The organism is Halococcus hamelinensis 100A6 (genome assembly GCF_000336675.1).
Classification (GTDB): Archaea; Halobacteriota; Halobacteria; order Halobacteriales; family Halococcaceae; genus Halococcus; species Halococcus hamelinensis.
The window spans coordinates 18,428-45,351 of sequence record NZ_AOMB01000035.1 but is presented as its reverse complement, the minus strand read 5'-3'; the positions used below and the strand labels follow the sequence as shown (position 1 = coordinate 45,351).

The following is a 26,924-nucleotide window of genomic DNA, read 5'->3' as shown; positions in this document are numbered from 1 at the left end:
GGGCCGCACGCCTGAAGCGGACCATGAGTGCGGAAAAAGATTCCAAACCGGACGGTAGTGAACCGATCGAGCAGCGACATCGGGACGCTGCAAACGATAGCCTCCCAGCCCACTTGACCCACTACATCGGCGGGAAATGGGTTGCGAGCGATTCCGAAGAGACGATCGAAACCTACGACCCCACCTCGGGAGCGGTCTTGGCCGAAGTACCCGCCGGAAACGAAGCAGACATCGACCGCGCGGTCGAAGCAGCACAGACCGCGTTCGAGACGGAGTGGTCGAACTACTCTTCGGGTGACCGACAGCAAGTGCTTTCCGCCCTATCACGGATAGTTCAGGACAACAAGGAAACCCTCGCGACGCTCGAGGTGCTGGACACTGGCAAAACCATCACTGAAGCCATGGGCGATATGGAGCTGGTCGTCGACCACCTCACCTACAATGCGGCGGCGGCACGGATGGTTACCGGTGAGACGATCCCCACCGATGACCTGTTCGACCGGGAAAAACAAGTCTTCACAGTACGTGAACCGTACGGCGTAACTGGGGGCATCGTTCCGTGGAACTTTCCGCTCTTGATAGCTATCTGGAAGATCGGTCCGGCACTGGCAGCTGGAAACACGATCGTCTTGAAGCCTTCCGAAGAAACGCCGCTCTCCATCCTCAAGCTGCTCGAGCTCGGTGATGCGGTCGTTCCCGACGGTGTAATAAACGTTGTCACTGGGTATGGCGAAGAGGCCGGCGCACCGCTCTCGGCACACCCGGATGTCCACAAGCTTTCGTTTACTGGGTCGACGGAGGTGGGCAAAGAGATCGCGAGAAATGCGGTCGATGATGTGAAGAAGGTAACACTGGAGCTGGGTGGGAAGAGCCCCGTTATCATCTATCCGGATGCGGAAGTCGAAGAAGCAGTGGAGATCGCGATGATGGCCATCTTCTTCAACAAGGGTGAATGCTGTGCGGCAGGCTCTCGAATTCTGGTCCACGAGGCGATCAGCGATGAATTCATCGAGTCGTTCGCTAACGCTGCTAGCAGCCTCGAAATCGGCGATCCGCTACTGGAGGAAACGGATATGGGCCCGAAGGTCTCCCAAGAACAGGTGAACCGCACAGCAGAATACGTGGATGCCGCTGCTGATAGCGATGCGAACATCGTCATCGGCGGTCAGCAGCCGGAGGACGACTCCCTGAAACAGGGCTCGTTCTATCAGCCCACGATCATCGATGGGTTGGAACACAGCCATTCCGCGGTCCAAGAGGAGATATTTGGCCCGGTCGTCGAAACGTTCTCCTGGAGCGACGAGGAGACGGCCATCCAGTTGGCAAACGACGTCGACTACGGGCTTGCATCCGGGATCGTGACCAATGACATCACCAAGGCACTCCGAACAGCACGTCGCCTCGAAGCGGGTGTCGTCTGGGTGAATCACTACAATGACGTCTCGGCTGGACAGCCGTTCGGTGGATACAAACAATCCGGCCAGGGACGGGAGAACGCGGCGGAGGCGATAGACGAATACACACAGACGAAGGCGATAAATATCAACCTCGGATAGTAGTAACGCATAGAGAAACGGACGCGTATTCGGGCTGTGGTTGGTCTGTTGGAGATAGCGAGACATAGTCCGAAAGAATTTGATACTTCGCTGGGGTTCGTGAAAACGGATGACCTCCGTCGTCAATGAACCGAACGACCGTCGATGGAGATCCGCAGGCTGTTGTCGTGCCAACTACCGACTTCACCCACGAAGGAAAGTGGATGCCTTCTCTCCCTGAACGAGAACTCCATCTCCGAGGATGCCCTCGCCGGCGCTCTCGAACTGGGTTGTTCAGAGGTCCAACGGACGGCAGGCTGTCGAGGGCCCGACGAGCACGGAGACTGACGCGGCAATGAGCATCGGCGGTTAACCACTGCTCCGCGCTGGACCGACCGTGAAGCCGGGACCTTCTCGTCACCGGCAGGCTCCCTCTACCGTTCGTCGAGTGCAACACGTTGGGAGTGCAGCGACGAGCGTGCCTCGAGCAGTTACCGGAGTTCTCTGTGTACGGCCAACCCGCTTCGACGAATTCCGTTCGTTCGGGCGCTCAATGTACTCCGTCGCAACTCCTCGGAGACGGATCTGTTGAACATCATCGGTAGCGGACCGAACGAAGAGGGCCGGGGAGCTCTTATTCTCCTTCGACGCCCGTGTTCTGACGGTCTCGTGTCGAGAACCTCGTCGTGACGTACGAAATGACGAGTACAACGACTACAACCGCGAGAGTGACGACGAGTACCCTGTTGCCGGAATAGAGCAACGCAAGAGTGAGGCCGATGATTCCCACGACGGAGACGGCCGGGAGCGCTTCGGGACCACCTGCATAGAAGGGCCGCTCCTGGTCCGGTTTCTTGTATCTGAGCACGATCACACATGCTGACACCGTAATATAGACGATGATGAATAGATTGGCGCTTGCATTAATGAGCACGGTCGGGAGCGTCACGGCCCACAGCAGAACCAAAACGATCGCTCCAGTTAGAGCTAACGCGACGTCCGGAGTTTTGAATCGTGGATTTAGATGTCCCAGCACCCCTGGTAAGTAGCCCTCTCGTCCCAGATTCCAGAGTTGCCGTGACGTGCCCGCTAGAACCGCGTTGAAAGTCGCGCCGGTTGCCAGAAAGCTGATGATCGCCATTATCCACATCCCCGTTGCACCGAAGAAGGCTTCGAACGCGACCACTTGGGGGAACGGCGACTGAGCTAGCGCGTCAGCACCCACAGAACCGTCCATTGCGATAATGAACGGAACCCGAACTAGGAAAACCAAGACGACGACCGTGATCATGGCTTTGGGCAGGGTGTTCTCGGCGTCTTCCACCTCCTCTGCGAGCGGACCGAGAACTTCCCATCCCACGAACAGCCAGACGGCGAAGGGCACGAAGGACAGGATAGGGCTCCACCCTGCTTGGGTCCAGGTTAGCTCGGACGGATCGAACTGTGCGGCCCCGAACCCTCCTATCTGCAGAAGCGAGAGTAGCACGATCACCCCTGCGAGTAATCCCAACAATACAGCCGCTGTTTTCCCTACCCAGTTGATCCCGAGAATATTGACTCCTACGAATAGAACGACCAACAGCGTCCCCCACACTTGCCACGGGAGGAATCCCGGGAACACGTAATTCAGAATGTGTCCAACGATGTTGGCCTCGGATGCGAGAGCGACGAACACCAGCCAATATATCAATCCTATCGCCACACCAGCGCTGGACCCGAAGGCGTTCTTTGCGTATGTGGTAAAGCTACCTGCGACGGGGTACATCGTCGAGAGCTCTGAGAGGCCCAGAGCAGCCAGTATCATGAATACGAATGCTATCAGCATACTTATTATCAGTCCGGACCCGATCTGGCCGACCGTATTTCCCGCCACGTATAGGGTAGTCGATGACGTAACCATCCCGAACCCCACGGCTACCGCCGTCCAGAACCCTAACTGTCCACTTCGAAGCTCCGATTTCTTGTCGGACATTGTCGTGCTATACGTTACCAGCATATTCCACACACTTAAATCCACTGGTCGTTGGTCCCTATCGGTAGCGACCGCCCTACGGCACTCGGGCGGCGCGGCATCGACTCGACCACCGTCAGTACCGCAACTGACACTTCTTCGCCATTCGGTCGTACTCTCGACGTGTCCTGACTTATCGGCACCGTTCTCGTGTCGATCGAATCGACACAGTATACCACGCAAACGGGTCCCGATGATCTCAATATGATAGATTACGCTCTTAGAATGACGGTCATATTCCTGTTACAATCGCTCTCTCCTGTCTATTATTTCGAGATAGCCCGTCACTGCTCGACGGCTCCAAACGGACTGAGGTTCCTCGGCACAGTGGGACTCGGAGTCACTGATCGATTTTGTGGAGAGATCGTTCGTGGTGCGACCGCGAAAGGGTAGCGGGCAGGGGCGACTCGGAAGTATCTCCCGGTAGGATGTTTCCGTCGGCTGTACCGAATTCGGTGGGGAATACCGCGGATCTGCTTTCGTCCTCATCGACCGCGGGGCCGGAAAGTGGTACGTGACCCGGTCAAACCAGTGGACGGATCAGCGACTCGGACTCGTTTCTTGGCCCGCTAAAAGGAATCACTGCGGTCTACACGAATCGGTTCCGAGCATACGATCCGCTGGACGATGAGCAGTTTCGCTGCGAGCAGTCACTCACCTGGACAACGAGTACATCGACGATGAAGTTCATGCGAATACCTACGACAGTCACGGTAACACCACTGACTCGTGTCTCTTGCCCATCGAGGCGTTCCGAAGGACGAGTTCACGCACTACCCGAGCGCGTTTCAGTTACAAAGACGAACACATCACGAACCTGGCTGTGAAATGCTGAAGCACGTTTTTCGGGGGATACTCCGCCTCGACAACCAGCGTTCCCCGAGCAGTTCAGGCATTCCAGAATGGAACATTCGTCGTCCTAGAACTACCGTGGGTGGCGGTCGATGCTGGGTTGAGGGAAACATATATACCATACGCTGACGGTCAAAAACATATGGTGCAAGGCCAGCGGTCATCAGAACACCACCCGCTAGACCCGCTCACGGGAGAGGAGATCGATGGAGCAGTTTCGATACTGACGGGCGAGAAAGCCATCGGCGAGGAAAGCCGCTATATCAAGATAGAACTCTCGGAACCCAGTAAGGAGGCCCTTGCTGCGTACGAGAACGAGAACCAAGAACCGGAGCGGAAAGCACGCATCGTCATCCGTGACAGCTCGGATCGCAAAACGGTCGAAGCGATAGTCTCCCTCACGGAGGACTCGGTCGATTCTTGGAACCACATGGAGGGGGTTCAACCCTCCCTCACCATCGAGGAGTTCGTGGCCTGTGAGGAGACGGTGAAATCCAATGAGGAATGGCGAGATGCCCTGAGAGAGCGGGGCGTCGAAGACCCCGGACTCGGTATGGTCGACCCCTGGGCGGCTGGCTACGAGTTCATACCCGAAGACGTAGACCGGTCGAAGCGATTGGCACATGGGTTGACGTACTTGCGGTCGAGCGGGGAGGACGGCGACGAGGGCTACTCACGGCCGGTTACTGGACTCCACACGTTCGTCGATCTGGATCGAATGGACGTCGTGAAGGTTGTGGACTATGGACCACCGGATGACAATAGCCCGTTCCCGCCCGAGGAAATGGCCTATCGGGAAGACGACGTCGAGTTCCGGGACGACGTAACTGCATACAACGTCGACCAGCCCGGCGGCCCTAGCTGGGAAGTCAACGGTCGCAAGCTAGAGTGGCAGGGTTGGCACATGCGGGTCGGCTGGACTCAACGTGAGGGACTCGTCCTCCACAACATCGGATACGAAGACGAGGGTGAAGTCCGGTCGATCATCGACAGGGCCTCCTGTGCGGAGATGTCCGTTCCCTATGGCGACCCGGAGGTCAACGACCGTTTCAAAGGAGTGATGGATATCGGGGAGTACAACATTGGTCGTCTCGCCAAATCCCTCTCGAACGGATGTGATTGCCTGGGTGAAATGCATTATTGGGATGCCGCTATGAACACCGTCAACGGAGAGGTAAACATCTTGGAGAACGCTATTTGTCTCCACGAAGAGGACAACGGTACGCTTTGGGAACGGAGTGACTGGCGTACCGACTCCAGCGAGGTCAGACGACGGCGACGGCTCGTCGTCTCGTTCGTTGCAGCCGTCGGGAACTACGATTATATCTTCAACTGGTATTTCTATCAGGACGCCTCGATCGAAGTGGAAGTTCGTTTGACCGGGATCAACAGCGTGAGCGCAGTGGGTGCCGACGAGGACCCGTCCGGATACAAAGAACTCGTAGCCCCACAGCTCGCTGGCCCCATCCACCAGCACTTCTTCAACTTCCGACTCGACATGAACATCGACGATGGGCCGAACTCGCTCTACCGGGTCGAAAATCAGCCAGTGCCGAGCGGTCCCGAAGGACTTGATCCGATGGGGGAGGTAGACGAGGAGACACTCAACCCGGGTGGAAACGCGTACTACGCCGATCGTGAAAAGATCACATCCGAGGGGGAAGCGAAAGACCTGATCGATCCCTTGAACGGCCGATACTGGCAGATCGTCAATGCACAAGAAACCAATCGGCTCAACAGACCGACTAGCTATCGCTTGATGCCCAGCGGAAACGTCAAGGCACCCATGAAGTCCGATTCGAGTGTTATGAAACGGTCCGGGTTCATCAAGTATCATCTCTGGGCGACGCCGTTCCGGGAGAGCGAGCGTTTCCCGGCCGGCGATTACCCGAATCAACACCCTGGTGGGGCCGGGCTTCCCGAATGGACCGAAGCGGACCGAAACCTCGAAGAGGAAGACATCGTGCTCTGGTATACGCTCGGGATGAACCACGTCACACGGCCGGAAGATTGGCCGATCCTTCCGGCTCAGGTCTATAGTTTCAAACTCCAGCCGACGAACTTCTTCGAAGAAAGCCCCGCGATCGACGTTCCACCGCAACACGCCATTCGGAATCAGGACGTACCGGACCATGAGAGCGGGTAGATAGGAGTAACTCGGGAAGACACTAGTCGAATCCGCAGCTCATTCGCTTTGTTCCCAATCTTCGACGATATCCTCCTCCAACTCGGCCACGTACTCTCTCAGTACTCTTGGCAGCTCCTCGTTCAACCGACGGTCGTCGATCTTGTACACCGGTCCGAACACGTTGAATCCACCGAGCACGACCCCTTCTGTGGGTTCGACGACTATCCCGACTTCTCTCAGCCCGTTGTCCCATTCTTCGTCGGTGGTCGCGTACCCCTGCTCTCTGATCACATCGATGTCCCTAAACAGTTCGTCGGGTGATGTGACGGTCTTCTTGGCCTGTTCTGGAAGACCATATCTCGCAATTATCTCCTCGATCTCCCCATCGCTCTTTTGTGCTAATAGCGCTTTGCCCAGCGCATTGGAATGCATGAAGGCCTTGCTCCCCGCATAGTCGACGACGTTTTTCTTGCCATCCTCCGTGAGGTCCCGAAACAGACCCGAGTCGTACTCCGTGGACGGTAGATATCCGACGATAAGTCCGTTCGATTCCAGTCCGTATTCGACCTGCTCCGGTAGCGTCTCCTTCAGTTCGTCCGTTTTACGCTTGATCCTTCGATAGTTGACCACGCGCTTCTTCACGAACTCACCCAGGTGAAAGAGTTCGTAGCCTGGGAAGTATTCATCACCTCTGGTAGTGAGATATCCCATCTCAACCATCGTATTGAGGTGTTTGTATATCGTGCTTCTATTCAGGTCGCTTTGCGCTTCTAGCTCCGCTACAGTAGCCCCTCCACTGTCTTTTATTGCATTCAATAAGTCGAGGGATCTTGCCGTGGTTTTGATGATGTTGTCGCCTTCTTCGTTCATGCTGGACGAATCTGGACGGAGAACATTAAGGTTTCCTGTAGTGGTATGTAGGATGAGGTGAGCGCGGGTTCGCTACCGTCTCTCTCAGAATCCGAGTACCGATTCGGACATTCGTCCTTGGCAACGATTCGAAGGGAGGTTCAAAACCCGGTAGCGATTCCGTACGAATCGACAGGATCCGGTCCAGTCGTTCGTGGACGACAGACGTATCCAGGGAGATTAAACACTAGGGCAATTGTAGCCGAAGGGATTACGACCGGTGGCATTCACCGAACCACTCGTGGTCGAGACGGTTTACGTGTGTTCGGGGCTCGTGCTGGTGAGTCGCGCTCTGCCGACGCATCCCTTTCGGAACCCGAGAAACGTTGTGACCGCATCGAAACGGAACTTCTCGTCGACAGTGTGGGCTACCCGACGACCGTCGGGCAGCACGACTCGGGCGGCTATTCCGGCTACGTCGTGCAAACTCTGGTCAGATCAGTCGGGAAACGAACGATCTCTGGACTCAACGACGTTCGTATGAAGGATAGTTTTATATATGATCGTTCTCTCTACCCGAGTGTACGATAGCATGACTGGTTCATCAAACTGGGTGCCGATGGGCGATATAGCCGAAGGCTACGGTGCGAATCGGATGGAGGCCACTGATTCGCTCTCGGGAAGGGAGTTCACCCTCAACTTCGAAGACGACTCGTCGGTGAGATACGAGTTCATCGACGGTGAGACGCTGAAATGGACTGTCATGGGTGGTACCGGAGGGGAAGAAAGCGCAGAAGGGAGTTACAATGCGACGCTACCGAGGGAGGAGATATACTTCGTAGACTTCATGAAAACGGACGAGGAGAGAACGTCTGTCTCGCTGTCGCTTGATTTCGAACGGGGAGTCGCAACGGCGGTTACCGCCACCATCCCTTCCTCGAAGGAAGAAATGCCGACGTTGCTGCTCGAAAACGCGATGGCCGATGAGTCGTTGTCAGCGGGTGAGTACGAGGTCCGGTCTGCGACCATCGATGAGCCGTTCACCGACTCGGCCGAGCTCCACGGGAGAACGAACGAGCTGACGGGAAAGCGAGTAAAGTACACCTACAGCGACAACAGCATATACGAACACATCTACCTCAACGACGGGTGCTTCGTATGGCACTGTCTGGAAGGTGAGGAAAAGGATATCGCGGAAGCCACCCCCTGTACCTACTACGAGATCGCTGACTCCCTCTACTTGCTCGTCTGGGGTGAGATCGTTCTCCCCGTGATCGGAGTGATCCTCATCGACCTGCGGGCGCTGAAGACGACTGGAAAGATGCTCTGCGACGACAAGAACGACTTCGAGAACGCGGTCAATATTCCGATGGGAGCCCACGCAGAGCCCCTCAACGTAACTCCCTCCATCCGCTAAGTACGAACCACGTCGTGTGTAGTTGCTCCTAGCGACAACGCGGTACTCATTGGTTGCCGCTGTGAACTCCACGGACTACGAAGCCAAAATCACTCTCTTTCGTCGCTGATCGCCTTGGAGACGGTTCTGTAGCCGCGACCGAGCAGTGACACGATTCGGCCGATGCTGAGGGAAGTATCCACGTAACGGGTCGAGACGACGAGTAATCCGATTCCAGAAATACCTGCTTGTAAAGTGTCATGCCAGAAGTATCGATGGTTCCCGCTCTCGGCGGCCACATTGACTGGAGCCAAGCCGTCGAGCGACCGGAGAGCATCGGCGTCGCAGTTCGGAAGACGATGGTTCGAATGGCTTCGATTCACCGCCCGATGGTATGAGCGGTTCCGGTCGAAACTACCCTACTCCGCCGCCGAAGCGTTCGAAAGGGAACAGCCGGTGCGAAACTGCAGAGGCTCACGTCAGAGGATTCCCACCTGTGAGAGACCGCCCAGGACCGCCAGACCGACGAAACAGACGATCGCGACGATGTAATACGCCAGCCATCCGCTGCTCGGACGGAACTTCTCCGGCACGTGATTGTAGACGAGATACAGGTTGGCCGGATAGATGAAGACCTCTATGAGGAGTCCGGCTGTCCCGAACGCGACGATCAACACGGTGGGTGTCTGTCCGAGAACGACGACAGGGACCGCGCTTAGCAGAGCGAAGAGGACGACGAGTAGCCGTCTCGTCCGGTCGGGTGCAACGTCTATCTCAAGTTCGGACAGGATATTCACGAACACTCTAGCGCCTCCGTCAAGCGACGCGATGACCGTCGACCAAAGCGCAGCGAACGCGCCGACCATCATGACATAGAACGCCCACTGCCCGAAGGATTCGCCGAATATCTCCCCGAGAGCGGCTGCAATGTCCCCTTCGGGCAAGCCCGGGTAGAGAACGCTCGCGGCCAGAGTGGCGAGAATCACCATCAGAAGGTAGCTGAGGAGATACCCGATTCGGAAGTCCTTCAGCCCCGTCTTTAGCCACGCTGAAATATAGTCCTCGTACTCGCTCGCTTGACTGTCCTCGACGTCATCGTGACGCGCACCCTGATTCTTCGTCAGGCTCCACGAGCTAAGGAAGAGACTGCTGTTGATGAGCGTCGGGGTGAGACCGGCCGCGGCGGCGAAGACCGGGAGGAACGGTGATTCGAGGAGGGCGGGAACGGCGAACGTTGTCTCCGTGACGACGGCCATCGAAGGTAGCCCTACTAACAAGCTGAGAACCATGAGAAAGACGAATAGCACGATGAAAAGGAACAGGAACCGCTCCAGAAAGGTGTAGTTCGTTCCCGCGACCAGAAGCGTCGAGACGACGACGATGACGATGAACGCGCCGAGTTGACCGACCGAAGAGAGGGCCGCGACGACGGCGGCTCCGGCCATCCCCACCGCGGCCGTGTTCAATACGACCGCGATGAGAACCACGAATGCGGAGGCCCACAGTGCCCAGTTTCCCGGTCCCGGTAGGTCCTTGTATCCCGCGATGAGGTCCTTTCCGACGGTGTAGTTGTATCTGATCCCCAGTGCCCAAGCGCCGTATTTCACGAGAAAGATGAAGGAGATGGCCCAGATGGCGAAGAGCCCGAAGGACGCCCCGAACGTCGGTGCAAGAACGATATGACTTGAGCCGATCCCGAGGAGGGCCCACATCATCGACGGTCCAAAGTGATTCTTGAAAAAACCTATCCAGTCCTCGGATGGGAGTTCCATTTTTTCTGTTGACATTGTTGTCTCCATCTGGCTGCTAGCGCGTGTGATCGAGTGACATCCTCAATCACGCTACTAGCTACCAGCGGTCATGTATAAATATATCTTAGCATTGTTGACACCAGACCACTGCCGGCTGCTAGAATCGGACAAGCAGTCTGAAAAATCGAGGAAGAGGACACCCATCTGACGATACTTTGGAGGGATCGTAGCAAGGACGAACGGAGGAGCTTCTACGACGACCATGAAGAAAGGACACGCAGAGCTCATTTCGTCCAGGCTTCCCTGCGAGGCGAGACACGCTCAGTGCTGAGAAACAGTGCTGGTTGTATCGACATACCGTTACAGTCAGTCGTTCTGTGGCGGACGATTCGAGTGAGTTCTCTTTCGCAGATAGCCCGCTCGTGTTACAGTCGGCTTCCAGGTCGCCGGTTGTTGCTCGGGACGAACTGACATTCTTTATTTTGACATCAACGAACGAAACTTTGTGAGTGAAATACCGATTGTAGCCTCATCCACGTACACCGAGCTATCTCTCTATTCGTTTGCCTGATGGAACGACTTCGTTGGGTTCGACGTGGTACAGTGTTCGACTCCGGGTCGACGCTCGCTCGGACATGAAGTGAACGATTCCCGATTCCGTTCGGTAAGCGTGTTCGAATATTTCGGAAAGAATTTCTACGTGGTGGATGCAGTACGGTTGGTGGTAACACGTGTGGTACACCTTCAACAATTTTCCTTTAGATAAGCGGTCCATTTCGCCGGATATAATATGCATATGTATGTTACCCCTAAGATGCTGGACCGTTCGGGTTTCTATATGCAGAACGTCGTAGCGCCAGCTCCCGATTTCTGTTCGATTATATCGGACACGGGATGGCCATTGATAACACGACTGTCGCTACCGCGAGGCGAGTTAGCGCTCTCGTCGAACGCAAACCAAGTGGATCTGACGGCTTTGCCGTCTCTGGAACGGTCGGTCGTCTGTGTTTGGATACTGGAGACCAGCCAACGACCCTTCGTCGGTCGAGAAGACGAACGCGCCCTGCTACTGTTTCGTGTGGTCGATACCAGGTTGGCTGGTGTTTCCCATTCTTCCCTGCCGAATCCGATGGAGAGTGGGGTAGCTCAACACCATCATCGCAGCGGATCCGCTTCAGTAGCGATCACAGATGACCCGATACGGATTCTTGGAGTGGGTCCTCCTTCTCACAGCGGGGAGTGCTCGTCACATCCCGTCCACATCGGCCCGTACCGCTTCGTACGCCGTGGCCAACTCTCGACGCTCGCTCCGCGATAACTCCCAGTCGTGGATCTCGGCGACACCGTTCTCATCCAACGTAACTGGAACGCTGAGACAAACGTCTCTGAGGCCGTACTCTCCAGCCAACGGCGTCGACAAACAGATCGGAGTCTCGTTCTCGCCAGCCGCTATGGTCCGGATCACACGGGTAACGCCGGCACTGGTCACCCATCGGGATGTCTCTTGCACACCTCGGCTTTCCGCGATCTCGAACGGAATGTCACGTATGTACTCTCGGATGTCCGCGTACTCGCTCTCGGGGATCTCGACCGGCTCCCCGTCGACACGAGCATGAGAGAACACGGGAACGATGTGCTCCCCATGCTCGCCCATTATCGGACAGTGAACGTTTTGCCCCGCTTCACCCAACTTCCTCCCCACAACGTCCGCAGCCCGGGCCATCTCGGAGAGCGAGTAGCCTATGAATCTCGCTCGCGGCCAATCGAGTACCGACCAAAACCGGTACGTGAGACGGTCGACGGGGTTGGTCACGACGAGTACGGGAACCGGCTCGAGATCCCGGAGCTGGTCAGCAACGGTATCGACGATTTCGAGGTTGCGATCTAGTTCGGCCTCCCGGGCACCGCGGTCGGTCGCCTCTTCTGGTCGTGGTGCGGCGGCATTGAACACGAGAAGGTCGGGATCGAGCCCCTCTAGTCCGGCTGGAGTCGTCGACCGGACCGCTCCCCCCACGTCGGTTGCGGAGTTCGACACCCGTTCGAGCGTTCCCGAAAAGTGGTATTTTGCATGGGAGATATCCGTGGCGTGGGCCCATGCTGCATCCTCATCGATATCGACGAGCGTGACCTCGACGTCCGGATCCATCCCGGACAAGGTATACCCGACAGTGGATCCGATCCTGCTCGCACCACCGATTATCACGACATGCATACTGCCACTGTTCCGGCCGAACTAATGAAGATTGTCCCCGACTCACACTCGGAGTAGGAGGCACTGATCCCGTCGATATCCGAAAGTAGGCAAACACCTCGTCTACCGGCTCCGGAATGCTCAGCATTCGTTGTACACTCTGCCATTCTGTCAACAATACTACGTATACGTTGCGTGCAAAACGACCGCATTCGGCGAGACGGTCCCTGATGTGTACTGATTCGCTCGACTTCGATCTCCCCTCGGTTTTATTAGTTGCTAAAGACAATGTGCAACGTCGAATGGCTAACAAACGATCGACCGACCCCCCTATCCCCCCGGAACCAGCGGAGTACGGAGGCGAGGTCAAGTACCTCTCACAGTCGAACGTGGACGTGCCGACACATCAACTCGTCACGCCCGATGGAACGTACGAGAAGGACGCGATTCCGGCGTTGGACCCGGAGTCGTTCCGTGACCTCTATCGGTGGATGGTGACGAGCCGCGTCTTCAATCGCCGCATGGTCCAGATGCAACGCCGTGGTGAACTGGGCACGTTCGGATCGAATCGTGGTCAGGAGGCCAGCATCGTCGGTAGTGCCTACACCCTACAGCCCGACGACTGGATGTTCCTCGGTCGCGCTTGGACGGCCATGTTCATTCGTGGTGTGTCGATGACGGACATGATCCTCTTCTGGCGCGGCCTCGAAGCGGCACAGCGCTCGTTTGCGGAACACAACTCCCAGATCGCCATCTCGATCGGCTCACACCTCCCGCTGGCTACGGGTACCGCGTGGGGAATAGACATCGAGGGGGAGGATACTGTTTCGATGGCCTACTTCGGCGACGGCGCGACGAGTACCGGCGGGACACACGAAGCCCTGAACCTCGCCGGCGCGCTCGAACTCCCTGTGCTGTTTTTCTGTCAGAACAATCAGTACGCGATCTCGATGCCGTTCTCGAAGCAGACCAAGGCGACCACCATCGCCCAGAAGGCGCTTGCGTACGGTATCGACGCCATTCGCGTCGATGGTCAGGATGTCCTCGCCGTTTACGACGCTGTGGCAAACGCTCGTGAGCACGTCCGCCGTGGAGAGCCCGTCTTCGTCGAATCCGTCACGTACCGACTGGACGCCCACACGACCAGCGACGACCCAACCCGGTATCGTGACGAGGAAGAGGAGGCTGCGTGGGAGGAAAACGACCCCATCGAGCGCTACCAGTCCTTCCTCGAAGCCGAGGACCTCTGGAGTGGTATCGACCACGACGCCGTCGTGGCAGAGGCCGAAGACGAGTTCGACGCGGCCCTACGGACCGCAAACGAGTTCGAAGAACGAAGCATCGACGACGTGTTTCGGTACGTCTACGAGAAACTACCACCGGAACTCCAGCGACAGCTTGCGGAGTACAAAGCACTGCTCGAGGAACGTCCGGAGATGTACGATTATATCGAACAGCGGCCGAAGGGGTAACCAATGCAGGCAAACATCGTCGAAGCCGTCAACGACGCATTGCACACGGAAATGGCGGCGGACGAGCGCGTTCTCGTCTTTGGCGAGGACGTTGCCAAGAGCGGTGGCGTCTTCCGGGCGACCGACGAGTTGCTCGATGCCTTCGGAAGCGACCGTGTTGTCGATACACCTCTTTCGGAGATCGCGATCGTTGGTGGTGCGACGGGGTTGGCGATGTACGGCTACCGACCGGTCGCGGAGATCCAGTTTTCAGGGTTCCTTCCGCCGGCGTTCGACCAGCTCGTCACGAACGCGAGTCGTATTCGCTGGCGAACACGGGGGGAGTTGAGTGCTTCGATGGTCGTGCGGATGCCGTATGGGGCGGGTGTTCGTGCACTCGAACACCACTCGGAGAGTCTCGAAGGGAGTTATGCACACGTTCCCGGTCTACGGGTCGTCGCCCCGAGCACGCCCGCCGACACCAAGGGATTACTCACGAGCGCGATCCGCGACCCCGACCCGGTGTTGTTCATGGAGCCGAAGCGCCTCTACCGGTCGTTCCGAGAGGACGTTCCCGAGGGCGATTACACCGTCCCGCTCGACGAGGCGGTCGTCCGCACGGAAGGCTCGGACGTCACCGTGATAGCATGGGGGGCGATGATGCCACCGACGCTCGAAGCGACCGAAAACCTCGACGCCGACGCGGAGGTGATAGACCTCCGGACCATCTCACCGATGGACACCGAAACCGTCGTCGAGTCGGTACAGAAAACGGGTCGAGCGGTCGTCGTTCACGAGGGTCCCCGAAGCGGTGGTGTCGGGAGCGACATCGTCGCGTGCATCAACGACGAGGCGCTGATGTATCTCGAAGCACCGGTCGAACGCGTTACGGGCTTCGACACGCCCGTTCCACTCCTCTCCATGGAGGATTACTATTTCCCACACCCACCACAGATACGAGCCAGCATCGAGCGGGCGCTCTCGGTTTGACACCTCGTCCTTCGTGAGATTCCCACGGAAACGTATTAGGAGGGCGTGATTCGGTCGGGTTCGATACGAACGTCCTCCGTGGAGAAGAGATCATTCGAACACGAAGTCGCCGTTCACGACTTCACGAACTGATTCGTGATGTGTTCGCCCACGTTGAATCCGCTATCGATCATGCCCAGACTAACGAGATTGTCGATCACCGTCTGCATACGCTGGATATCGGTGACCGGATCCTCTCGGTAGTAGTCGTTTTTCGTGAGGAAGAACGCGTCGATCGTGCTCTGTTCGATATCGAACTGCTCGGAAGCCCAGGAGACGACTTTCGAGCGGTTCTTCTGGATGTAATCGAGGAGGCGGACGTAATCCTGACCCCACGCATTGAGCGCGTCCTGGTTGTTCTCTATCGTTCTGTTCCGTGCGGCCAGGTACGCGAACGGATACTGTTTCCAGACGTCGTGGCTGTCGAATACGACGTTGAAGTTCTTGTTGCGTGCCTGTGGCGCGAACAGGGCCGCGTAAAGCCCGACGTCGATGCGCCCCTCCTCTAGTGCGGCGGTCATGTTCGGGAAGCCGAGCTCGACGACTTCGACGTTCTGGCCCGGAGTGAGACCGACTTTCTGGAACATCTTCACGTACACGGCGTGTGTCCCCGTCCCCAAGCCGTTGGTCGCGACGGTTGCACCTCTCATGTCCTGGGGGCTGGTGATGTTGGAGTCCGGTAACGAGTACGTCGTGAAGCCATAGTTGTCCGGGTGAGCGTCCCAGAAATCCGTCGCGACGAGCTTGATCCCGCCGGGGACGGCGTCCTGTGCTACGGCGTTGGCATAACTCACCGAAGAGAGAAGACCGATATCGACCTCGCCGGCGGACATCTGATTCAGCGTATCCGGTGTCGCCGAATTCCGAGAGACGGAAAGCTCGTAGTCGCTTCCGAGGTTTTCCATCTGGTCCCGTATCTCCGGGATCGCCATCAGGGATGATACGTTCTCGACCGGAACCGTATACGCGAGATTCAGTGACGGCGTGCCGCCACCTCCCACTCCGCCTACTCCCGTACACCCGGAAAGCGCACTGAGCCCGGCGGTGGCTACGACTCCGGACTTAAGAAACTGTCGTCTGGTATTGCTACTTGCTGGCACACAGAGACAACACGAACCCATCCATAAAAACCTATCCCTATATTTCATCTTTGTTAGTAATAGTTAGCGGATCGCTTCGTCCCGGATATAGAGGTCATCTCACACTCGGAGAACGATCCGATAGCTAACCAAAAGTTATTATATTCATGTGTGCTACTGCATTGTATGGTAAGTGGACACGTTACTGTCTCGGATCTTCAGAAGGTCTATCGCTCGGAGAACGAGCGCACCACGGCTATCGAGGACCTCTCCTTTGAGACAGCGGGGGGTGAGTTTCTCACCGTCGTCGGGCCAAGTGGATGTGGAAAGAGCACGTTGTTGTACCTCATTGCAGGCTTTTTGAACCCAACGAAGGGCGAGATCACGGTCGACGGCAGCGGAATTCAGGGTCCGGGAACCGACCGTGGAGTGGTGTTTCAGGACTATGCACTGTTCCCCTGGCGGACGGTGATCAAGAACGTAACTTACGGGCTCGAAGAACAGAACATGTCCAAGGAAGAGCGACGGTCGACGGCACAGCGATTCATCGACATGATGGGACTCAGCGGGTCCGAGGACAAGTATCCCAAGGAACTCTCGGGCGGGATGAAACAACGTGTTGCGCTCGCTCGCACGCTCGCTTACGACCCCGAGATCCTGTTGATGGACGAGCCGTTCGGCGCACTCGACCAGCCGCTTCGAGAGTCGTTACAGGACCACCTGCTCGACATCTGGCGAGAAGTCGAAAAGACGGTCATCTTCATCACTCACGACGTCGAGGAAGCGGTCTATCTCTCGGAGAAGGTGATGGTGATGACCCGACACCCCGGAACCGAAAAGGAGACGCTCGCCATCGATATCGACCGGACACGGGACCGCGAAGCGATCGTCACGTCGGATGAGTTCACGAGCCATCGGAACGAGGTCTGGCAGCTCCTCCACGAGGAGACACGAAACCAGCGGTAACCACGACGATGTCACATCAAAACACCACGTTCGACCAACGCCTCCTCGACTCGTTCCCACCGCTGGTGCGTCCCATCGTTCGGTTCGTCGTCGAATGGCTCCCGCTCGTGATAGTCGCAGGACTCTGGGAGTACGTCAGCGGTACTGTCGTCCCGAGATCGGTTTTACCCCCGATGACCGACGTAGCGGGAACCGCCGTCACACTGCTAACCACTGGCGAGATCATCCCTCACCTAACGATCTCACTCGTTCGCGTCGCTTTGGGGCTCGGAGCGAGTATCGTCGTGGGCGTACTGCTCGGTGTCGGAATGGCCCAATCGGACCGGGTCGAGAACTTCTTCGATATCTTCCTCACACTGCTGTACCCGATCCCGAAAACGGCGCTCGTCCCGCTTGCCCTCCTCTGGTTGGGTGTTGGGACGGAGGCAGCGATCCTCATCGTGTTCTTGGCATGCTTGCTACCGATCGTATTGAACAGTTACAACGCGGCACAAGACGTGGACCAGAACCTCATTCGGTCCGCCCAGATGATGGGCACCGACGGATGGAGGGTTACCTGGAAAGTCCTCATCCCGGAGACGATCCCCGAGATACTAACGGGTATTCGACAGGCGATCCCGTTCGCCTTCATCGCGTTGGTGAGTGCGGAGTTCATCGCTGCGAACAGCGGCGTCGGGTCACAGATACTCGCCTACGGACAGATCGGGAACTACCGGCCGATGTTCGCCGTCATCGTCATAATCTCGATAACGGCGTACGTCGCTGTTCGTGGGTTCGAGGGACTCAAAGAGAGGTTCGTCGTATGGATATAACGGGTTCATCGGACACCGGTGGGCGAACCGTCGTCGACTCCCTCATCTCGGCTGGAAAGTCGATATACTCCCTGGTACTCCTGTTGATTCTGTGGGAACTCGTGACGCAGCTGGGGCTGGTGTATCCGTACTTCCTTCCAGCACTCTCGGACGTACTGTCGGTTCTCTACGACCAGCTGGTCTCCGGTAACCTTCTCTATCAAGCATACCTCACGCTCCGGCGGGCGTTCGCCGGGTTACTCATCGCTATCGTGGTCGGTGTTCCGGTGGGCGTTCTGTCGGCACGGTCACGGATCACTGGATGGTTCTTCAACCCGATCATCGCCGTCGGGTATCCCGTCCCGATAATCGCACTGATTCCGGTGTTCGTACTGTGGTTCGGCATCGGCGACGTTTCGAAGATCCTTCTGGTGGCACTGGGCTCTTTCTGGCCTATCGCCGTCAACGCGCGGGACAGTACGCAAACCGTCAAGGAGAACCTGCTCAGGTCAGCGCGAATGATGGGGACGTCTGAACGGGGCCTCCTGTGGAAGGTAGTCATGCCGGCATCGGCTCCTGGGATCCTCACCGGCATCGAAATCGCTCTCCCGATCTCGCTTATCATCACATTCATCTTCGAGATGGTCGCAGGCGGCGGTGGCCTCGGGTACCTCGAGATCCAGGGGGTTCGAAACTTCGAGGCTCCGCAAGTCTATGCTGCGATCTTCACCATCATGGTGATCGGGCTTCTCCTCAACCGAGCACTCAGGTCGATCCGACAGCGGCTCCTCGTCTGGACCTGACCGCCTTCGTACTTCAACCGAAAAAGCAGTTGATCGGCATGTAGTCCCGCTGGTAAGGTGTGCACCTGGTTCTTGCGAGTGACACTCGTCGGAAGACCAAGCAGTTGCTCGACAGTGCACGGGGTCGCGTTCATCTCGCCGGAGTGGTGAGAGAACGGGCGTTCGTTAGTCAGCATCTGCTCGAACAATCCCCGAGCGCGGCTCGACCGATACGGTCACAAAGCGGAGGTCTACCACGAGAAGACCTCAGTAAAACGGTTGCTCGGTCAGGTCGGACTACTACATCACCGAACGAAAACTCATCTCGGGAACGACGAGCCGAACGAGACCAGGTTCGTTTACAAGTCCAATTCGGATCGAATAGGTCACGGCTAGTATGCCGCGTTCATGGCGAACCGCCCAGCACGTCGTTCGTTATCCCTACCGGACAACGGCTACGAGTACAGCGCTCTGGAGTATCACCAGGCGAACGTACTCCGGTCCCGTGCCTACGAAGGTATTCGAAGCCTTCTCGACGAGTACGACCTATTGTTCACGCCGACGCTCGCCGCACCGCCGTTCGAGAAGGGAGCGTGTGCGCCGAGGACCATCGACAGGACGGCGCCAGCATCGGATTTAGAGACCTTCCTTACTTGGCGGTTCAACCTCACCGGTCATCCCGCTGCGTTCATCCCCGCGGGGTTCTCCGCCGATGGCCTTCCACTCGGCGCGCAGATCATCGGCTCCCGGTTTGAAGAAACGACCATACTGACAGCCAGCGACGCGATCGAGCGCCGCCGGCCGTGGGCGGACGACTACCCAACAGTAATCTAGAAGGGTTACAACAGTCACTCGGGTTTGGTCTCATTCTACTAGATCTGATTGCTCGTTTCGGAGACCACTTGCTGGAAGCGATTTCCTCTATAAACGATTCCTCAGAGTTATCATCACACACTGAGGAGGACTCTCTGTGCGCATCCGATTGCAATGAAGCCGCTCGCTTGGTTTGGAGTCGAATAGAGAGTTGGATCTTCCGTGACAGGGATGAGCGTACGTCGAGATATCAATGAGATATACCTTCGGCGGTATCCCCCAGTGACACGGTAGAAAAATCATCCCGCCGGACCGACCGGGTTTCGGTACTCGGCGAAGATCTCGACGAGAACGATGAGGAGTCCGAGGACGACTGGACCGAAGAAGACCCCCATGAACCCGAACACCGCGAGGCCGCCGAAGATTCCGACGATGAACACGCCGGGATTGAGTTGTGCTTCGCGCCCCCCGATCACCGGGCGAAGATAGTTGTCGGAGAGGCTCACGACGAGCGTACCGTAGGCGAGCAACACCACGGCGATCACCGGCCGATCGATCACGAAGAGATATCCGACTGCGGGAACCCAGACGATGAACGCACCGATAACCGGCAACAACGACAGTACGGCCGTCACTATCGTCCAGAAGATCGCGTTCGGTACCCCGAGGACGGCGAAGCCGATCCCGACGAGTACACCCTGGACGATACCGACCAAGAGATTCCCGAACAGAACCGCGTACATGAGCCGGTCGATCCGGTCATAGAGGCGGTCGAACGTCGACACCCGGAACGGTGAAACGGCCCGCAGCCACGACACCAGGGCCGGACCGTCCACAAGCAGATAGTAGAGGACGAACAGAAGAACCATGAGACCGATAGCGATGTCCGTCACCCTCCCGAAGACGCTCACGAGGTTGGTGACGACTCGTGTTGCGTTGTTGAGGAGTGTTGTGGTGTTTCCCCCTCCAGCGCCGCCGAGTGCTGTAGAGGCGTCGAAACCCGATCGCAACAGTAGTCGTTGGAGGTCGACCGAGACGCCGACTTGCCGACCCAGGAAATTCTCGAGCGCCCCCACGCCGACATCCCCACGGTTGATGGCCGTGAGGATCGATATCGCCTGTCGGACGGCGACCCTGACGAACACCCCGAGCGGAACGATCACCGCGAGGAACACACCGATAATGAGGAGGCCTGCCGAGACCCGTGGTCCGACGGAGCTACGGAGACGGCGCTGGAGCGGATGGAGGAGATACGCGAGAAGGATCGCGAGCAATAGATACTGCTCGTAGGGCAGCACCATGAGCACGGCCAGCACGCCGAAAAGAGCGATCGTGACGAGGAGCAGCCGTTGTTCGGTGGACATACGCTTCGCACGGTTGGAACGTTCATAAGCGATCACACGACCCGAAAGCGGGACGCAATCCGATCGGAGCGTTGTCACCGTCTCAACTGACTTTCGTTCGCCGAGTGCTCGCTCAGCCGAGCACCCGAATCGCGTAGTCGAGCAGGAACTGGACGACAGAGATGCCGGCGACAACGCCAGCAACCGACCCTTCGTCACTCGTGTTCCGTTGTGAATCGGAGGATAGCTGGAAGACGGGGAACAAAGTGAACGAGCGCTGACAGGTCGGAATCAGTTCGAATGAGTATTTTTTATTGAAGCTATTACCCGAGGAGGGTGATCGAGACTAGTGTACTCCGAGTCGGTGCTGGGAGCAGTCGGCTCTTTTGACATCCTCCCCGCCCTGAAAGGCGAGGATTCCCTACCGGCGGTGGGATATTAGGGTTCGCAATGCGCCCGCTCTTGTGGATGGAATTGACCATCCGTAGCGTCGAACGAACACACTGCTGGCTGTGCCAAACAGCCGTTATCCCTATCCAATCTGTCGAATGGGTCTGGATTCGGGAGTAGCGTTTGTCTGATATTCTCCGCGCCGTTCGCGTCGGCGTTCGCCGTCCGACCACACTGCTGGCAGTGGTACAGACCGCGCTCAACGCGCTGACTACCGTTTTTGTGGCTACAGACCGAACACGTCTTCGACGTGTCGCGTTCGGATTCGATGACCACCTCGATACCTGCGGCCTCGCCCTTGTACTCGAGCATCCTCGTGAGTATCCCGAAGCCCTACCCGTGGAGCATCTTGTTCCCGTGACGGCCCCAATTCCGACCAGAGCCGGCTTCTTCGGAGCGAATACCACCGAGGTCGCCGACCATGAGGCGTCCAACGTTTCGTCCGGTGCACTCGGCGACGATACGCTTCGAGAGCGTGTGGTGGAAGTGCCGGCGTCGGTCCTTGAGAGTACGTTTCACGTTCCGAGCGCGGCGCGAAAGCCCGTTCTCGCCTTCACACTCGTCCTCGACGCGCTTGTAGTAGTGCTTGGACTCTTTGAGCCAGCCGCTTCGAGTAGCGCGGGTCGCTCTCGTTTCGTCACTAAGGCCGGAGTTAGGAGCTCTCCTCGTCCTCGACGTCGTACATATTGTCGTCGAGGTCGTAGTAGCTGTCGTCAGTGGTGGTATCTTGGGTTCGATCCTGGCCTCCGAAACCGGTACTGCTCCGGGTGTTTCCGAGGGTACCGCCGACCTGGACGTTGAGGGAGCCATTCTGGAGCTTCTTGCGGACGGACGGGGTGATCACCCAGCGTTTGAGTGCGACGCGAAGGGGGGCACGCGTGAAGGGGATCACGAACAGGAATCCGGTGAGGTCGGTCAACAGACCCGGCGTGATGAGGAAGCCACCGCCGAGGACGATGAGCACACCGTCCAGTAATTCGTCGGTCGGTGCCTCGAAATTTTGGAGCCGTCGTTGAAGACGATGGAGTGTTGCACGGCCCTCGCTGCGCACCAACAACGACCCGACGAGGGCGGTCAATACGACGAGACCGATGGTCAGGAGTGCGCCGATCTGCCCCGCCACGATGAGCAGAACGAACGCATCGGCCAACGCGAGTATGAGAGCAGCAAGTAGCAACCGGCCAAACATACCCGATGTAGATACCAGGCGTGGAAAACGATTGCCCCTAACGCCGAATCGTTCGTCTTGACATCCTCCCTGCGCTGCAGGGTGAGGATTCCCACGGCCGCACCGTAACGCTGGGTTGGGAGTTTCAGGTTCGTGGACGGACGTTCGTGCGCCCACTGGGAGTGCCAAGCCCCCGGTACTCCTCTCGTTCGGCGAACGCATCGCCTTTCGGCGGGGCGTCCGGGCGGTCGTCGATCCCCGACTCGACTCGGCGGTACTTCTATCGCACCGCCTATCACCTTCGGCGACGGTCGTTCGCTGAGTGCGGTGGGTTGTCGAAGATCGTCCGATCGTCCCGGTATGGGTGCGGACGTGCCGCACTCGATACCGCACGATAGGCACTCAGAGAGCCTATGTACTGGGGTTTGGGCGGTCGCGGAAGGTCACGAACAGAGCGGACGGCGTTGACGAGACGCGGAGCGTCTCGTTCGCACGCCAGAACGCGAAGCGTTCTGGGGACGCTGTATCCCCGTCGTGAACGGTGAGGCTTTAACGCCTGATTTATACGTAACCTGAGTTCGTCGACTGCTTTCCTCGGGTCGCCATCTCACCATCGGCGCAGTAGGTATACAACCGGAAGAAGACAAAGCAGGATCGGTGCAAGAGGGTGTTCATCGTTCGAAAACCGAGAGTTCTGAGTGACGAGTCGTCGTCGTGGACGGAGAATATACGTTGCTATACCGTCGTCACAACGCATTTACCGCTGATAATGGCGTACTGGTCGTAGATCTATCGAGTTCGAAGGGACGTCGAACACGACGTCGATTCGGAACCGCTCGTCACGTCGCGAGCGAGACCAACGTCTCCGCGAGTGCCTGCGTTGCTACCGAGCAGTCGTCCCAGTCCGTCCACTCCCGAGGACTGTGTGAGACCCCGTTTCGGGAGGGCGCAAACAACAGCCCCGCATCGGTCGCGTTCGCGACGTGCATCGTGTCGTGGAAGGCTCCGGAGTGCATCTCCAACGTCTCTATTCCCGCCGCCTCACACGCCGAGTGGGCGACCTCACGGCATCGCTCGTCCATCGACACCGGCCGAACGTCGAACTCACGCTCGAACGCCGTACTGACGTTTCGCTCGGCAGCGATCCGATCGAGGCTTCGCTGAGCCTGGTCGACCATCTCGTCGATCGAACCGTACTCGATACTACGGATGTCGAGGTTCATCTCGACTCGCCCGGGAACGATGTTCGTCGCGTTCGGTTCGGCGTTTATCTTTCCGACCGTCCCGACCGCGGTGCGCTCCTCCGAACTCCGCTCCCGTGCGACCCGCTCGAAATCGACGATGAACTCCCCGGCGGCGCTCAAAGCATCGGCTCGCTCGTCCATCGAGGTCGTTCCAGCGTGGTTCTCCTCACCGTCGATGGTCACCTCGCAGTGAGTGATGCCGGTGATCGTGGTAACGACCCCGACCGGAACATCCGCCGTTTCGAGGCGTTCGCCCTGCTCGATGTGAAGTTCGATCCACGCGTCCCACTCGTCCGCGTCGACTCGGTCGGTGCCGTTGTAACCTATCTCCGAGAGTGCCGTCTCGAGATCGGTACCAGCGTCGTCGGTCAGTTGGAGCGCGCTCTCCGCCGATCGGTTCCCAGCAGCGACTGACGACCCCAGCGTTCCTCCAGCGAACCGTTGGCCCTCCTCTTCGGTGAAACAGACGACTTCGATGGGATGGGTTAGTTCGACGTCTGCGTTCTGTATCGTCCGAACGGCTTCGAGTGCCCCGTAGACGCCTAACGGCCCGTCGAAGATACCGCCCCGCGGTACCGAATCGAGGTGGCTCCCCGTAGCGATCGGTTCCGCATCCGCCCCAGGTGGTGACCAGCGTCCGGCGATGTTCCCGACCGAGTCGACCCGAACGTCGAGACCGGCTTGCTTCAGCCGCTCGACGAACCGATCACGCGCTCGTCGATTCGGCTCGGTACCCGCGAACACGGTTCGACCGGTCCCCTGCTCGACGTCCACTGCTCCGAAGGCCGCGTTCGTCTCGATGTCCTCCCGAAGACGATCGCCATCGACGTTCATGGGGAATCTTCAGCCTCTTGGAGTATTATTCTTCTGTAGCCGCTCACGTTCAGATCCGAAGACGACCGAACCGGCGATCCTGCGTGAATCCGATCAAGGACCGTCGAGGAGCCTCTCAATCGTCGGTCGTCGTGCTTTCGTCCGAGACATCGGTGACGACGTCGTCCCCCGAGGAGGTCACGGCCATGTCCTCGTCGTCGCGGATGTCCTCGATGTAGTCCCGGAACGCCTCCGATTCGAGGATCTCGTATTCGTTCCTGAGCCCGAGATAGACGGTATAGCACATCACGAGGAGCACCACGGCGAAGGGGAGCCCGGTCGTGACGGCGGCGGTCTGGAGCGCACTGAGACCACCGGCGTAGAGCAATACCGCCGCGACGAGCCCCTCGGTGAGCGCCCAGAATATCCGTTGAACTTTCGGGACGTCGTGTTTCCCCCCCGAGGTCAGGTGGTCGATCACCAACGAGCCCGAATCCGAGGACGTGACGAAGAAGGTGACCACGAGGAGCGTGGCGAGGATCGATGCGACCGCCCCGAACGGATACTGGGAGAGCATCGAGAACATCGCGATGGCCTGCCCCTGATTCGAGAGCGCGGCCAGGATGCCGCCGCCACCGAGCTGGGCGAACAGCGCGCTCCCGCCGAACGTCGAGAGCCAGAGGAACGAGAACAGCGAGGGCAACACGAGCACCCCGGCGACGAACTCGCGGACGGTTCGACCCTTCGAGATCCGCGCGATGAACATCCCCACGAACGGCGACCAGGATATCCACCACCCCCAGTAGAAGATGGTCCACGACCCGAGGAAGCCCTGTGCGGACTGGCCCGCGAACGCCCCGGTATAGAGGCTCAGCCCGGGCAGGTTGACGAGGTAGGTACCGAGACCGTTGACGAGCCCCTTGAAGATGTAGAGCGTGGGCCCGACGACGATGAGAAAGCCGAGCATGAGGAGCATGAGATAGAGATTGACCGTGCTCAGCCGTCTGACACCGTCGTCGAGCCCCGCGGCGACCGACGCCGTCGCGATCAGTGTGATCACGGCGATGAGCACGATCTGCGGGGCGGTCCCGGTCGGAACACTGGCGTTGAACAGCGACCCCGCCACGGCGTTGAGCCCCTGGTTCACCTGGGCGACGCCCAGCCCGAGCGAGGTCGAGAGGCCGAACAGGGTCGCGAACACCGAGAGAAGGTCGATGACGTGACCCGGCCAGCCGTAGATCCGCTCGCCCAGCACCGGCCAGAAGATCGACCGGAACGTGAGCGGCAGCCCGCGGTTGAACGAGAAGAAAGCGAGGCCGAGCCCCACGAGCGCGTAGATCGCCCACGGGTGGAGCCCCCAGTGGAAGAAGGTCTGGGCGAGCGCGGGGCCCGCGGCGGCGGCGGTGCCGGCCTGGGCGCTCCCCGCGAAGAAGGGTGGGATCCCATCGAAGAAGTACATCGGTTCGGCGACGCTGTAGAACATCAGCCCGATCCCCATGCCGGCGCTGAACAGCATCGCCATCCACGAGAACCGGCTGAACTCGGGTTCNGGCGACGCTGTAGAACATCAGCCCGATCCCCATGCCGGCGCTGAACAGCATCGCCATCCACGAGAACCGGCTGAACTCGGGTTCGGCCTCGACACCGCCGATCCGGATCTGGCCGTACTTGCTCACCGCGAAGTACCCCACGACGAGGATGAACAGGGTGACGAGCAGGATGTAGAACCACCCGAAGTAGGCGTTGATCCCCTCGAAGAGCCACTCGTAGGCGGCCGATGCCTGACCGCCGAGCAGGACCGTCGCCGCCACGAACAGCACGATGACCGCCAGCGCGACGGGAAACACCACCGGATGAACGTCGAAGCCGAAGCCCCGATAGTTGGTATCGCCGGGTTCGCGGTCCGAGTCCGGATGGAAGAGCTCTACCTGGAGTCCGTCGGACATCTCACCGCTCGTCTCGCCCCGCTCAGCGTCGGACATGCTCCTGCTCCGGACGAATGCCATTCCCTGCCCGATACGATCTATTTCTGAACGATGGGTATCCGAGATCCTGTTTTCGTATCATTGTTTTGTTTGTCGACAATATCCTTCCACACTCAGAATATCGACTTCCTCCGATGTGTCCTAGTTGTGGAAGTGTATCGATTGATGTTTATACTCATGATCGCGGTTCGCACAGTACGGTATAAAAATTGCTGACAATAGCTGGCGGTGTTTAAATGGGAACAGGCCAAGTCCCTTCCTCAAGGAGTGAGCGCAGTGCGGAAGCGAGCGAGTAGG

The 26,924-nt window shown here is 58.2% G+C and carries 19 protein-coding genes and 1 pseudogene; 9 read left to right on the top strand and 11 right to left on the bottom strand.

Annotation, left to right across the window (positions count from 1 at the left end; all coding sequences use genetic code 11):
• Positions 1-23 precede the first annotated feature (23 nt).
• Positions 24-1,556, top strand: a complete 1,533-nt coding sequence (locus C447_RS12725) for an aldehyde dehydrogenase family protein (protein WP_010612234.1) — start codon at positions 24-26, stop codon at positions 1,554-1,556.
• Positions 1,557-2,169: 613 nt separating this feature from the next.
• Here C447_RS12725 and C447_RS12720 read toward each other — a convergent pair.
• The gene (locus C447_RS12720) at positions 2,170-3,507 is read right to left on the bottom strand and encodes an APC family permease (RefSeq protein WP_237713379.1); all 1,338 of its coding nucleotides are present in this window, start codon (positions 3,505-3,507) and stop codon (positions 2,170-2,172) included.
• 1,033 nt (positions 3,508-4,540) lie between these two features.
• On the opposite strand from C447_RS12720, the gene C447_RS12715 reads away from it, so the two are divergent.
• Positions 4,541-6,544: a primary-amine oxidase gene (locus tag C447_RS12715; protein ID WP_007694497.1), complete on the top strand. Its 2,004-nt coding sequence runs from the start codon at positions 4,541-4,543 to the stop codon at positions 6,542-6,544.
• A gap of 39 nt (positions 6,545-6,583) precedes the next feature.
• Here C447_RS12715 and C447_RS12710 read toward each other — a convergent pair whose 3' ends face one another.
• A complete protein-coding gene (locus C447_RS12710; protein ID WP_007694496.1) occupies positions 6,584-7,396 on the bottom strand; it encodes an IclR family transcriptional regulator in 813 nt (270 codons plus the stop codon).
• A gap of 571 nt (positions 7,397-7,967) precedes the next feature.
• Here C447_RS12710 and C447_RS12705 point away from each other — a divergent pair.
• Positions 7,968-8,792, top strand: a complete 825-nt coding sequence (locus C447_RS12705) for a MoaF C-terminal domain-containing protein (RefSeq protein ID WP_029601810.1) — start codon at positions 7,968-7,970, stop codon at positions 8,790-8,792.
• Between the two features lie 458 nt (positions 8,793-9,250).
• On the opposite strand, the gene C447_RS12700 is transcribed toward C447_RS12705, so the two are convergent.
• Together C447_RS12700 and C447_RS12695 are read right to left on the bottom strand one after the other, a co-directional pair.
• Positions 9,251-10,543, bottom strand: a complete 1,293-nt coding sequence (locus C447_RS12700; protein WP_239639182.1) for an Nramp family divalent metal transporter — start codon at positions 10,541-10,543, stop codon at positions 9,251-9,253.
• Between the two features lie 1,225 nt (positions 10,544-11,768).
• A complete protein-coding gene (locus tag C447_RS12695; RefSeq protein WP_007694493.1) occupies positions 11,769-12,734 on the bottom strand; it encodes a malate dehydrogenase in 966 nt (321 codons plus the stop codon).
• A 209-nt stretch (positions 12,735-12,943) separates the two neighbouring features.
• Between C447_RS12695 and C447_RS12690 the strand changes: the two genes are divergently transcribed.
• Together C447_RS12690 and C447_RS12685 are read left to right on the top strand one after the other, a co-directional pair.
• Entirely contained in the window at positions 12,944-14,185 is a 1,242-nt protein-coding gene (locus C447_RS12690; RefSeq protein WP_239639181.1) for a thiamine pyrophosphate-dependent enzyme, read from the top strand.
• A gap of 3 nt (positions 14,186-14,188) precedes the next feature.
• A complete protein-coding gene (locus tag C447_RS12685) occupies positions 14,189-15,154 on the top strand; it encodes an alpha-ketoacid dehydrogenase subunit beta (RefSeq protein ID WP_007694491.1) in 966 nt (321 codons plus the stop codon).
• Positions 15,155-15,267: 113 nt separating this feature from the next.
• On the opposite strand, the gene C447_RS12680 is transcribed toward C447_RS12685, so the two are convergent.
• Entirely contained in the window at positions 15,268-16,293 is a 1,026-nt protein-coding gene (locus C447_RS12680; RefSeq protein ID WP_237713399.1) for an ABC transporter substrate-binding protein, read from the bottom strand.
• Between the two features lie 165 nt (positions 16,294-16,458).
• Between C447_RS12680 and C447_RS12675 the strand changes: the two genes are divergently transcribed.
• From C447_RS12675 to C447_RS12660, 4 genes are all read left to right on the top strand, one after another.
• The gene (locus tag C447_RS12675) at positions 16,459-17,238 is read left to right on the top strand and encodes an ABC transporter ATP-binding protein (protein WP_193363180.1); all 780 of its coding nucleotides are present in this window, start codon (positions 16,459-16,461) and stop codon (positions 17,236-17,238) included.
• A gap of 8 nt (positions 17,239-17,246) precedes the next feature.
• A complete protein-coding gene (locus tag C447_RS12670) occupies positions 17,247-18,050 on the top strand; it encodes an ABC transporter permease (RefSeq protein WP_007694488.1) in 804 nt (267 codons plus the stop codon).
• Positions 18,041-18,832, top strand: a complete 792-nt coding sequence (locus C447_RS12665; RefSeq protein ID WP_007694487.1) for an ABC transporter permease — start codon at positions 18,041-18,043, stop codon at positions 18,830-18,832. The genes C447_RS12670 and C447_RS12665 overlap by 10 nt, the downstream gene beginning before the upstream one ends.
• Positions 18,833-19,219: 387 nt before the next feature.
• Positions 19,220-19,645, top strand: a complete 426-nt coding sequence (locus tag C447_RS12660; RefSeq protein WP_007694486.1) for an amidase family protein — start codon at positions 19,220-19,222, stop codon at positions 19,643-19,645.
• A gap of 278 nt (positions 19,646-19,923) precedes the next feature.
• On the opposite strand, the gene C447_RS12655 is transcribed toward C447_RS12660, so the two are convergent.
• From C447_RS12655 to C447_RS12640, 6 genes and pseudogenes are all read right to left on the bottom strand, one after another.
• Positions 19,924-20,988 (bottom strand): AI-2E family transporter, encoded by a 1,065-nt coding sequence (locus C447_RS12655; RefSeq protein ID WP_007694485.1) that lies wholly within the window; start codon positions 20,986-20,988, stop codon positions 19,924-19,926.
• Between the two features lie 417 nt (positions 20,989-21,405).
• Entirely contained in the window at positions 21,406-21,741 is a 336-nt protein-coding gene (locus C447_RS18445) for a transposase (RefSeq protein WP_272942169.1), read from the bottom strand.
• A gap of 9 nt (positions 21,742-21,750) precedes the next feature.
• Positions 21,751-22,104, bottom strand: coding sequence for a transposase (locus tag C447_RS18885; protein ID WP_338034866.1), 354 nt, complete (start codon positions 22,102-22,104; stop codon positions 21,751-21,753).
• The gene (locus C447_RS12650) at positions 22,070-22,606 is read right to left on the bottom strand and encodes an FxsA family protein (RefSeq protein ID WP_007694483.1); all 537 of its coding nucleotides are present in this window, start codon (positions 22,604-22,606) and stop codon (positions 22,070-22,072) included. Before C447_RS12650 ends, C447_RS18885 begins: the two co-directional genes overlap by 35 nt.
• Positions 22,607-23,424: 818 nt before the next feature.
• Positions 23,425-24,663, bottom strand: coding sequence for a M20 family metallo-hydrolase (locus tag C447_RS12645; protein ID WP_007694481.1), 1,239 nt, complete (start codon positions 24,661-24,663; stop codon positions 23,425-23,427).
• Between the two features lie 115 nt (positions 24,664-24,778).
• Positions 24,779-26,624 (bottom strand): annotated as a pseudogene (locus C447_RS12640) (BCCT family transporter).
• Between the last annotated feature and the right edge of the window lie 300 nt (positions 26,625-26,924).

Bases quoted from the DNA above. Each gene is read 5' to 3' on its own strand.
- C447_RS12725 (WP_010612234.1), top strand. From the start codon at position 24: ATGAGTGCGGAAAAAGATTCCAAACCGGACGGTAGTGAACCGATCGAG.
- C447_RS12720 (WP_237713379.1), bottom strand. From the start codon at position 3,507: ATGTCCGACAAGAAATCGGAGCTTCGAAGTGGACAGTTAGGGTTCTGG.
- C447_RS12715 (WP_007694497.1), top strand. From the start codon at position 4,541: ATGGTGCAAGGCCAGCGGTCATCAGAACACCACCCGCTAGACCCGCTC.
- C447_RS12710 (WP_007694496.1), bottom strand. From the start codon at position 7,396: ATGAACGAAGAAGGCGACAACATCATCAAAACCACGGCAAGATCCCTC.
- C447_RS12705 (WP_029601810.1), top strand. From the start codon at position 7,968: ATGACTGGTTCATCAAACTGGGTGCCGATGGGCGATATAGCCGAAGGC.
- C447_RS12700 (WP_239639182.1), bottom strand. From the start codon at position 10,543: ATGGAACTCCCATCCGAGGACTGGATAGGTTTTTTCAAGAATCACTTT.
- C447_RS12695 (WP_007694493.1), bottom strand. From the start codon at position 12,734: ATGCATGTCGTGATAATCGGTGGTGCGAGCAGGATCGGATCCACTGTC.
- C447_RS12690 (WP_239639181.1), top strand. From the start codon at position 12,944: ATGTGTACTGATTCGCTCGACTTCGATCTCCCCTCGGTTTTATTAGTT.
- C447_RS12685 (WP_007694491.1), top strand. From the start codon at position 14,189: ATGCAGGCAAACATCGTCGAAGCCGTCAACGACGCATTGCACACGGAA.
- C447_RS12675 (WP_193363180.1), top strand. From the start codon at position 16,459: ATGGTAAGTGGACACGTTACTGTCTCGGATCTTCAGAAGGTCTATCGC.
- C447_RS12670 (WP_007694488.1), top strand. From the start codon at position 17,247: ATGTCACATCAAAACACCACGTTCGACCAACGCCTCCTCGACTCGTTC.
- C447_RS12665 (WP_007694487.1), top strand. From the start codon at position 18,041: ATGGATATAACGGGTTCATCGGACACCGGTGGGCGAACCGTCGTCGAC.
- C447_RS12660 (WP_007694486.1), top strand. From the start codon at position 19,220: ATGGCGAACCGCCCAGCACGTCGTTCGTTATCCCTACCGGACAACGGC.
- C447_RS12655 (WP_007694485.1), bottom strand. From the start codon at position 20,988: ATGTCCACCGAACAACGGCTGCTCCTCGTCACGATCGCTCTTTTCGGC.
- C447_RS12650 (WP_007694483.1), bottom strand. From the start codon at position 22,606: ATGTTTGGCCGGTTGCTACTTGCTGCTCTCATACTCGCGTTGGCCGAT.
- C447_RS12645 (WP_007694481.1), bottom strand. From the start codon at position 24,663: ATGAACGTCGATGGCGATCGTCTTCGGGAGGACATCGAGACGAACGCG.